The organism is Paenibacillus sp. FSL K6-1122 (genome assembly GCF_037977015.1).
Lineage (GTDB): Bacteria > Bacillota > Bacilli > Paenibacillales > Paenibacillaceae > Paenibacillus > Paenibacillus amylolyticus.
On record NZ_CP150272.1, the window covers coordinates 6,205,951 to 6,215,804 of the forward strand.

The following is a 9,854-nucleotide window of genomic DNA, read 5'->3' on the forward strand; positions in this document are numbered from 1 at the left end:
TGGAATTCCATTTATTTTTTCCGATCATCATCGATCGGATTAGTCATTTTGGGACGCATTCTCATCATATTTAGCGGTGCACGGATAACAAAATCCTTCCATTCATTCATGTGATAGGGAACGGCTGGTGCAACATAAGGTACGCCAAAGCTTGAGAGTCGTGCCAGATGTGTACACACAAGTAGAAAGAACATAACCACGCCAAACAATCCGAGTACGGCTGCGCTGAACATAGCGGCAAATCGTAGAATCCTTAGCGTTAATCCCGCACTATAGACCGGAATCGTAAAGGAAGAGATGGCTGTTACCGCAACGACAATAACCAGAAATTGGCTTATTATTCCCGCTTGCACGGCTGCTTGGCCAATAATCAGACCTCCTACGATACCCATCGCTGGCGCAATCGGTTTGGGCAAGCGTATCCCGGCCTCCCTCAAGATTTCAATTGAAAGCTCCATGATGAGTACCTCAATAATTGAGGGGAATGGCACTCCGGTACGCGTTTCAATAATCGTCAATACCAGCTTGGTTGGAATAAGACCCGGATGGAACGAGATAAACGAGATATAGAGCGCAGGAGCAAGCAATGCCAGCATCGCGGCCATAAAACGCAGCACTCGCAAAAATGTTCCAGGAATCCAGCGTTCATAATAGTCCTCTGGAGACTGAAGCAACATGCTAAAGGTCACCGGTACAATTAATACAAATGGCGTTCCATCCAACAAAATTGCCACTCGGCCTTCCAGAAGGGCACCCATCACTCGGTCAGGTCTTTCCGTATTCAGTACCTGCTGAAAAGGACTCAGCGTATTATCTTCGATGAGTTGTTCCACATAACCTGATTCGAGCATTGAATCCATATCCATCTCTTCGATTCGCTTGCATACTTCTGCAACGAGATTTGGATCGGCAATATCCTGAATATAGGCTATCGCCAAATCTTTTTTGATCCGTGAACCCACTTCATACTTCTTAATAAACAGGCTCTGATCACTTCCATAACGACGTAAAATGCCTGTATTATCGCTTAATTGCTCTGTAAAACCAATACGAGGCCCACGAAGCAGTCCCTCTGACAAGGGTTCATTCATACCTCTTGTTTTGATCTTATGAGCTCCAATTAATAAAGCACCTGGCAAACCATCAACCAGCAGTGCATTTTTCCCAAACAACACACCAACTGCGAGTTCTTGGAGGGACTTCGTCTCCTCAACCAGACTGACAGGAAGTAATTGATCTTGCAGATATGCCGACAGTAAGTGTGCGTTGTCTGGATGAAGGAAACCCTCCTGCTTAAGTAGAGGAACACCTTCGAACATCAACGGTGTAATCAAGTGATCATCAACTAAGTCTTGATCTACCAGGCCTTCGGTATAAATGACCGCAGCCCGTGTATTCGTTCCCCTAATAATAAATTCCCGAATATGCACGTCTGCATTGAGTCCAAAGCTTTCTTTCACACTCGTCAGATTTATGCTGTACTTTTCGGTTAATTTAATATTGGCATAGTGGCCTGTTTCGGTCCCTTCACCCTGCCCTTTGGCTGCTGGCGAGATATCCTTCGAGGATATGGACGATGGCTTCGAACGAGAGAAGCTTCCGCGCTTAATGGCAGCATTGATCCAGCGCATGCTCAATGTAATACCAATTGGAATGATGAAGACCAAGAATGCCTGAATCCATATGGACCAATCCGGCACGTAGGATACAATTGTTGACCACATGTTCCCACCCCAACATTTCTCTGCATGACATAGCTGCAGGTATTCCCAAGTATTGTGTCCCCGTTTGATCACAATAATTCCCGTTTTTTTGAGTACTGAACGACAAAAAAACGGTTCCTGTGAAAGGAACCGCTATTACTATATATTGTTATACGATTCTGGTCACATGCTCCGCTTTGGCATCCAACAAGTGAGCTGAAGCAGCAATTGCTGTAAAATCATTCAATGCGATCTCAATCTGCTTCTGGCTCTGCTCCACATATTCTTCTACTTTTTTGGTGCCACCTGTGATATTGCCAATTTCCTTGGTTATTCCAGTCACGCTATCTCGAATCTCATTAATCGAACTCTCCACCATTGCGGATAGTTTCTTAACTTCCTTGGCCACGATATCGAATCCTCGTCCGTATTCTCCTGCATGTGCAGCCTCAATGGCAGCATTCAACGCGAGCAGTTGCGTCTGAGACGAAATCTCGCGTATCGTTCGTACCACGCCCTGAATCGATCCGGCCTGTTCCTGCAAATGAGTCAGCGTTGCACGGTTAGAAGTTGACACCTCTGAGATATAGGAGATACTGGACATCAATTCCTGACTGCGTTCAATACCTACATCTGCCTGCCCATTCAGTTCATGAGACATCGTTTTCAGCTCATTCACTACGACAGAAATGTTGTTCTGACGGTTGGTAATGTTGGTGGCGATTTTGGAGACACCCAGTATCTTCTGATTCGTCTCATCGTACACCGGCATATATGTCGCTTCAAGCCATACAGAATTCCCCTTTGCATCCTTGCGTTCAACCTTGTCCTGGAAGCTGACACCATTAAATATGCTATTCCAAAAAGCATCATATTCCGGAGTATTTGCAAATTGACCGAAGCACAGTTGCTGATGCTTCATGCCGTACATCTCATCTACCGTATATCCCATCGTCTGGGCAAAGACTTCATTCACGTAGGTTACCCGGCGATCCAGATCGAATCGAATGATAGCAAGACTTTTCTCCATCGCCTTGATGACCATTGCATCGGTGACAACATCTTTCTTTTCCATATCTAATATAGACACTTGATAACCCCCACAGTTCATTCCATAATAGACAGCCTTTAACTAGCAAAAAACAATCATAACAACATATGTATCCATCAGGTTCTAGATGGCTCTACTATGGATACCCGATTTGCAGCATTTTGGATCACCTGTTGTTATTTATTTTTATTGCAACCCTGTGAAGTCAAAATATATAGTTGTTCCTTCGTTTCAATGCTTCTTCAATATCCTGGATAAAAGGGTTCCATCAACATACTTTCGGAGCATATTCATCGTCCAGAAAAGAGACGTTATAACTTATCTTATCCGTAAAATATCTCTGTATCTACTAGTACGTATCGTAACATAAGGCAAAGAGGTATACACTTCTGTATTTGTAACGTATTTGTAACATAATTTCTGTTTTTTAATAACCGTTTAACCCCTATATACAAGAAAAACAGAACGATTTATCATGCGTCGTTCTGTTTCTTATCCAGTCTCATCTTTATTATTTTTTTCGTGGTGTCCAGCGCTTCGTTTCACTGTGATTTGGATACTGAATGCCCGCAGGATAAGAGATCAGCTCGATCAGCATCCCCCAAGGTGCTCTTCCATACACAAACTGATTGCCTTTCCCACCTTCAATATGACCGGTCAACGCCCCAGGCTCTGTTAGCAACACCCCGCCCGCTTCCTTGAAGTGTCGTGTAGCTTCTTGCATATCGTCCACATACAATGCCATATGCTGCAAACCATAATCCGATGCCCTAACTGGCTCTGATTGCGCTGTATTCGCGTACTGAAATAACTCTATACTAGCGCTCTCCCCGAGCGATAACATCCGAATATGAATAACCTTTGCTCCTGAACGCAGTCCTAATTTAAGCTCTGCCTCGGGTCCTTCCTGTGGGGGATCATCCGGCGTTATATGGTCATAGGCAAGTTGAGCTCCAAACGCCTGTTGTAGAAATAGTGTCGCCTGCTCCATGTCCGGTACAGTTATTCCAATATGGTCAATTCCTCTCGTAATCATGTTATCCCTTCTTTCCTTTATCCATTGAACTTGCTTGTACACAGCGACATCCGTACTTATATGATTTACACGAAAAGGGGTCCGCTTTAACATTGGTTGCTCGAACGACCTGTGTATAGAAACCGAAAAAAGAAGAGCGCATGATATCCATGGCTCTTCTTTTTTTGATGTTTTTAAGTTAGTTACAGGTTTACATACCGAGTGCTTAACCGGGGGCCTGAACTCATTTTAAAAATCGTGCACAGTGACACACAGCTGAATCGCAATGCCAAATGGGTCCCTTACAATACCGTATCCTGGGCTGAATTCATTTTGTTCATACGGTACCAGTATCTTCACGCCCTCATGTTGCATCAGAGAATGATACAGTTGATCGATGGTATCTTTATCCTTGGATTGAATACATAGTGACGTGCTGTTCCCCAGCTGCCATGCTCTCTCCGTGTCCATTGCTTCTTCCGCAATCATGACTTTGTTAACCCCAATCTCCAGCACCGAATGTGTAATATACTCATCTTGACCGGCAGGGTACTCGAAACCTGGGTTCATCTCCTTCATCTCTTTATAACTTTTCTTGAATATCACCTTGGCGCCCAGAAACTCCTCATAAAAAGCAATGGCTGCCGCCGCATCCCCGTTCATCGACAAAAATGGTATCACTTCAAAATTCATTATATTGCCTCCTTGTTCCTATTGGATTACACTTATCACTATAACAACGAAAGGTGCCAATCTATGGCACCATTAAGAGGGTTTGATATGAAAAAATCAGAACGTATGAACCAGATGCTACGCTTTATTAATCAAAAACAACAGTTCACCCTGCAAGATCTCATGCAGGAGTTCCAGATATCCAAACGAACCGCGTTAAGAGATATCGCTTCATTGGAAGAGTTAGGTGCGCCCATCTATGTCGAATATGGACGCTACGGCGGATATCGACTGCTGCAACAGATGCAGCTGCCTCCCATTTCGTTTAATACGGGGGAGCTTCATGCCCTTTATTTTGCGATGCAGGCTCTCCGCAGCTTCTCCAGCTTACCCTTTCAAGTCTCTTTCCGGACCATTCATGAGAAATTTATGAGCGCGTTATCCGACAAGCAACGACAGGATATTGAGAACATTCAACACCGGGTTTACTTCCAACATACCGAGCAGATCCGCGACAGTGCACATTTGGAGTTTCTGTTGATGGCTGCTGTTCAGAATATAGTGATCCAGATTACGTACGCTAATCAGCGTAGATCCTCTGATCAAAGGCCATCTTCTGCAAACACCAATATCCGCACCATTCAACCCATCGCGCTCTATGCCAGGAAAGGTTATTGGTATTGCCAGGCCTATGATCTGCAAAAACAAGCTTATCGTGTATTCCGCTGCGACCGCATCATTTCAGCCGAAACAACGGAGATTGAACCTTTAACTCATGTAAAGGAACTCTATTCACAGGATGCCCAATCCCTATGGAAACCATCGGAACAAGCAATTCCATTCAAATGCCTGATTGACGAAGCCGGGATGGAGCTATTCCAGCAAGAACATTTCCCATCTATGCAGATCATCGAGAAGATGGGACACATGTATCTTGTCGGTTCGTACGAACCTCACGAGCTTGATTTCATAGTGAGATATCTTGCAGGCTATGGTAAATCGATTAAGATTATGGAGCCCATCATCTTACAGAGAGCATTAAGGCAGTACTATCTGGACTTGTTGGATCATGTATAAAGATCATAATTCTATAGCCATTTTACTTTACATGCCTTTTAGCTCTGCTCCTGGCTAACTTTTAAACTTTTTTTATTGCCAATAGCAACTTGAACGATAATCTGCAACACGATGATGATAGCCAAACCATAAAATGCTTGCACAAAGCTGCCTGTTAGATCGCGGAGCCAACCAATCGCCAGCGGCCCAAGTGCTCCAAGAATGTAACCCCCAGATTGAGTCATAGCGGACCAGCTACTCGCTTCCTGAGCATTGTTTGTCTCATCAATCGGCAACATGAGTGCAATTGGGAACAGTCCACCTGCACCAATACCGAGCGGGATCGCCGCGAGCCACGGACTGACAGAGAGATTCAGCATCAGGACACCTGTTAACTCCAACATCGCACATCCAACAAGCCAGAAGACACGCCTTTGGTATCGGTGTACAAGCATGGGAATGAATAACGTTGAGGGCAGTGATATCAATGTAAATAACGTTTGGATGTTGCCAGCAGTCTCTTGGCTATATCCATGGCTCTGAATGGCTGGCGCAAGCCAGGCGGTTAATGAATAGAAGATCGCGGCCATCAGTCCGAAGAACAGTGTCAGCACCCATGCACGCCTGTTCTTCACCGGAAGTGGTGCATGAATGACAGCCGAAGTTTGTCCGGATTGTCTCTCTGTACGCGCAGACCAAGCTAATTTTAACCAGATCGGCAATGCAATGGCTGCGAGTAATGCCCATGTAGCCAAAGAACCTCTCCAAGATCCACCCAACGTCTGCTGAAGCGGAACCGATAATCCCACACTAATGCTTGCCCCCATCACCATTGCTGTAGAGTAGATGCCGACCATGGCTGCCACTCGGTTAGGAAAATACTGCTTTATGAAGCTTGACAACAGTGGCCCTGCCAATGCAATCCCTACACCTGACAGAAAAGAAGTGAACATCATCAACGGAGTTGCGCCTACGAACAATCGTAAACCCGTACCTATCCCGATGAGGATTAAAGCCAGCACAATGGCTCCTTCATTCCCCCACCTTCTACTTAGTCTTACAGAGAATGGAGCGAATATGCCCATACATAATACCGGTAGTGTAGTTAACAGACTGGCGGTCATGCCGCTCAAACCCAGATCATTCTGTATGGTACTCATCAGAGGAGAAATGGAAGTAATCGGTGGTCTTAAGTTCAGTGAAGCCAGAATAAGCGCCAATACAATATAAAAAAGTTTCATTATGAATCACCTCATGGGAGTAGTCTCGTTGCCTTCACCAAAGATCCTATTCTTTAATGACAAGATCTTCGGGTGGTGCACGAATTAAGTATAGGATCATTATAATGATTGAACAATACTATTGTTTCTATTAAAATGATTACTAAAACCAATGATTAGAGGTGAATTCATGGAGATTCGTCAAATGGAAAACTTTATTACGGTGTGTGAGGAGCTTCATTTTACACGGGCAGCTGAGAAACTTGGCATATCTCAACCTACGTTGAGTCAACAAATACGTGGGTTGGAAGATGAACTTGGTGTTCCTTTGTTTGACCGCGTCGGCAAAAAGATTGTGATGACCCAGGCAGGCACTCTGTTTCTGGAGCACTGTGTACAGATGATCCGGCATTTACAGAATACCCAGGATGCGCTTGCTGAATTTCGGAATGATCAGCGGGGACGATTGGTTATTGGTGTTCTTCCATCCGATTTGGATTACCGTATCACTCCGCTGCTCGTTGATTTTCATGCCCGATTCCCCAAGGTGCAATTGAAGGTTATCTCGTCGATCTATGTCGTAAATCAAGTGTTGGAAAATGAAGTCGACATCGGCATCGAGATCACGTCTGCCCCTGATAGCCGACTTATGCGCATTCCTTTGTGCAGTGAAGAATATGTACTCGTCGTATCCGAGAATCATGATTGGGCTGAACGAAGCACAATTGAAATTCAGGAGTTACGTGATATCCAAACGGTGATGTTCCCCGAAGGATTTACAGGCAGAGAATTGGTCGATGGCTATTGCCGTAAATATGGATTTAGCCTAAATACCATCATGGAGACCAGTTCGGCAACCTCCATCATTAGCCTGGTCAAAGCCAACGTCGGAGGAACACTGCTGCCTTACCCTCTGATCAAAGCCATGAATGAGCCCACGCTACGTTGCATCCGAATTACAGACGATCCGCCATACCGGCACTTTGAGATCATCCATCGGTCCGACCGTTACCTGACGCAATCGGCCAAGGCATTTATTGAGAAAACAATCGAGTATTTCAATCAAAGGTGAGATTAAAAGGAGGATGTTGAAATGATAATAAGAGAAGTTGGTTTGTTGACACATCAGGTCGAGGCCATAAAAGAGTTTTACGGTACACTAATGGAATTGAATCTTGTGGAGGATAATGCAACATGCGTTTCATTCCGTGCGGGGAACTCGGTCCTATCTTTCAAGAAGGCACCAGAACAAGAGAAGCCCTACTATCATGTAGCATTTACGATTCCAACGAATAAACTTGCTGATGCAAAAAGATGGGCTCAAGACCGTAACATTTCATTGCTATCCAAAGATGGACAAGATGAATTTTATTTCCCCTACTGGGATGCAACAGCCTTCTATTTTTATGATCCAAGCGGCAACTTGATGGAATTTATCGCTCACCATTCACTCGATAACGCAGTCGATGAAGCTTTTGAAGTGAAGCATCTGTTATGTATTAGTGAAATCGGTCTGCCCGTCGATGATGTTCCTGAGATGATGAACACATTGAATAAGCATTATCAACTTGAACCATTTGCCGGAGACGGAAAACAATTCTCCCCCACGGGTGATGCAGAAGGCATGTTTATTGTCATTGATAAACAGAAGCCTTGGTTCCCAGACGGGCGTATGCCTGGTGTATTTGCCACGGAGGTAAAAGTTGAAACTGGGCAGCCCGGTAGTCTGCGTATACAGGACGATATGTACTCGATTGAATCGATATGATGTAAGAACGTACTGAATGAAAACCTATAGAGGGACTTCCGGCTTAATACTTACCAAAACCATCCTCACACGTGATATTCGATTTAAGAATTTCGTACAGATTTTGTTTGGAATTCTCTAATTTATTTTGTATTTCTTCAATTTCTGATATTTTCGCTTGGATAATGCTTGCTTGATCATTACTTGAAAACCCATGTTTAGAGATCATAGATTGGATCTCATGGATCGTAAAACCAACAGCTAAACATTGTTTGACCACTTCCAGATGCTGAATAATGCTCTGCGCATATATTCGATAGTTATTATGATCTCTCAGCATATGTTCATCCGGGATAATACCTATTTTCTCGTAGTAACGAATCGTGGATATCGGAAGGTTTACATGGTTCGCTACTTCACTAATCTTCATATGTATTTCCCCCGTTTCTTCTTCTTGCTATAAAGTATACTTCATAGTTTACAATCCTCATAGTGAGACAGATGGAGATATAATTTATACCCTACTCTCACCAATATAGATATGAGGAGAGATTTCAATATGAACACAATTACTGGTCAATTCAACAAAACAAATGATTTTGATAACATCGTTTTGGAGCGCCATTCCGTTAAAGCCTACGACCCTGAAGTGAAGATCAGCCGCGAGGAGATGACCGAAATACTGGCGAAAGCTTCACGTGCCCCTTCGGCCATTAACATGCAACCTTGGCGTTTTCTTGTTATCGACAGTGCTGAAGGCAAAGAGAAGCTTGCACCACTGGCCTCTTTTAACCAGACACAGGCACTAACGTCTTCCGCTGTCATTGCCGTGTTTTACGATGCCAACAACGTTGAATACATGGAAGAGATTTTCAGCAAATCAGTGGAACTTGGGTACATGCCCCAAGACATCATGGATATGCAGATGCAGCAGGTAAAACCTTATTATGCGAACATAAACGCATCCGAATTGCGTGACATGAACCTCATTGACTCAGGCCTCATATCCATGCAACTCATGCTCGTTGCCCGTGCCCATGGTTATGATACCAACCCTATGGCCGGTTATGACAAAGGTCAAATCGCCGAAGCGTTCGGCATGGATAAAGAACGGTTCCAGCCCGTGATGTTGATCTCCATAGGTAAAGCAGCCAAAGATGGCTATCCTTCCTATCGTCTCCCGGTTGAAACGATTACAACTTGGGCATAATCAACAGCTACTCTCAAGACTAAAATGACTATGGATGATGCTAACATTAATTATACGTTCATAAACAAAGGGTCCTGATGACAACTGTCATCAGGACCCTTTGTTACATAACTTAAATACTTTTGTCAGGTGATAAAAAAGTCGTGAAACCACCACAAATTTTCATTACCACTTCCTCAA

General features: G+C 44.1%; 10 protein-coding genes. 4 read left to right on the forward strand and 6 right to left on the reverse strand.

Translation table 11 applies throughout. The annotated features are described in order from the left end of the window. Window positions 1-11: 11 nt before the first annotated feature. The 4 genes from NSQ20_RS27800 to NSQ20_RS27815 form a co-directional block, all read right to left on the reverse strand. Complete coding sequence (locus NSQ20_RS27800; RefSeq protein ID WP_036668138.1) at window positions 12-1,724, reverse strand: spore germination protein; 1,713 nt, start codon at window positions 1,722-1,724, stop codon at window positions 12-14. 148 nt (window positions 1,725-1,872) lie between these two features. Next, window positions 1,873-2,793 (reverse strand): PAS domain-containing methyl-accepting chemotaxis protein, encoded by a 921-nt coding sequence (locus tag NSQ20_RS27805; protein WP_235200715.1) that lies wholly within the window; start codon window positions 2,791-2,793, stop codon window positions 1,873-1,875. A 472-nt stretch (window positions 2,794-3,265) separates the two neighbouring features. Beyond that, a complete protein-coding gene (locus NSQ20_RS27810; protein WP_339195680.1) occupies window positions 3,266-3,790 on the reverse strand; it encodes a VOC family protein in 525 nt (174 codons plus the stop codon). Window positions 3,791-4,018: 228 nt separating this feature from the next. Further along, complete coding sequence (locus tag NSQ20_RS27815; RefSeq protein ID WP_036606754.1) at window positions 4,019-4,462, reverse strand: VOC family protein; 444 nt, start codon at window positions 4,460-4,462, stop codon at window positions 4,019-4,021. Window positions 4,463-4,549: 87 nt separating this feature from the next. Here NSQ20_RS27815 and NSQ20_RS27820 point away from each other — a divergent pair, with 87 nt between their 5' ends. Next, entirely contained in the window at window positions 4,550-5,518 is a 969-nt protein-coding gene (locus tag NSQ20_RS27820; RefSeq protein ID WP_339195683.1) for a YafY family protein, read from the forward strand. Window positions 5,519-5,556: 38 nt separating this feature from the next. Here the strand turns inward: NSQ20_RS27820 and NSQ20_RS27825 are convergent, their stop codons facing one another. Then, the gene (locus NSQ20_RS27825) at window positions 5,557-6,738 is read right to left on the reverse strand and encodes an MFS transporter (RefSeq protein ID WP_339195686.1); all 1,182 of its coding nucleotides are present in this window, start codon (window positions 6,736-6,738) and stop codon (window positions 5,557-5,559) included. Between the two features lie 169 nt (window positions 6,739-6,907). Between NSQ20_RS27825 and NSQ20_RS27830 the strand changes: the two genes are divergently transcribed. Together NSQ20_RS27830 and NSQ20_RS27835 are read left to right on the forward strand one after the other, a co-directional pair. After that, the gene (locus tag NSQ20_RS27830; RefSeq protein WP_339195689.1) at window positions 6,908-7,789 is read left to right on the forward strand and encodes a LysR family transcriptional regulator; all 882 of its coding nucleotides are present in this window, start codon (window positions 6,908-6,910) and stop codon (window positions 7,787-7,789) included. Window positions 7,790-7,810: 21 nt separating this feature from the next. Next, the gene (locus tag NSQ20_RS27835) at window positions 7,811-8,485 is read left to right on the forward strand and encodes a hypothetical protein (RefSeq protein ID WP_339195692.1); all 675 of its coding nucleotides are present in this window, start codon (window positions 7,811-7,813) and stop codon (window positions 8,483-8,485) included. 43 nt (window positions 8,486-8,528) lie between these two features. Here the strand turns inward: NSQ20_RS27835 and NSQ20_RS27840 are convergent, their stop codons facing one another. Continuing rightward, on the reverse strand, window positions 8,529-8,894 hold the full coding sequence (locus NSQ20_RS27840) for a MerR family transcriptional regulator (RefSeq protein WP_339195694.1): 366 nt from the start codon (window positions 8,892-8,894) through the stop codon (window positions 8,529-8,531). Window positions 8,895-9,023: 129 nt separating this feature from the next. On the opposite strand from NSQ20_RS27840, the gene NSQ20_RS27845 reads away from it, so the two are divergent. Next, complete coding sequence (locus tag NSQ20_RS27845; RefSeq protein WP_339195696.1) at window positions 9,024-9,674, forward strand: nitroreductase family protein; 651 nt, start codon at window positions 9,024-9,026, stop codon at window positions 9,672-9,674. Window positions 9,675-9,854 lie beyond the last annotated feature (180 nt).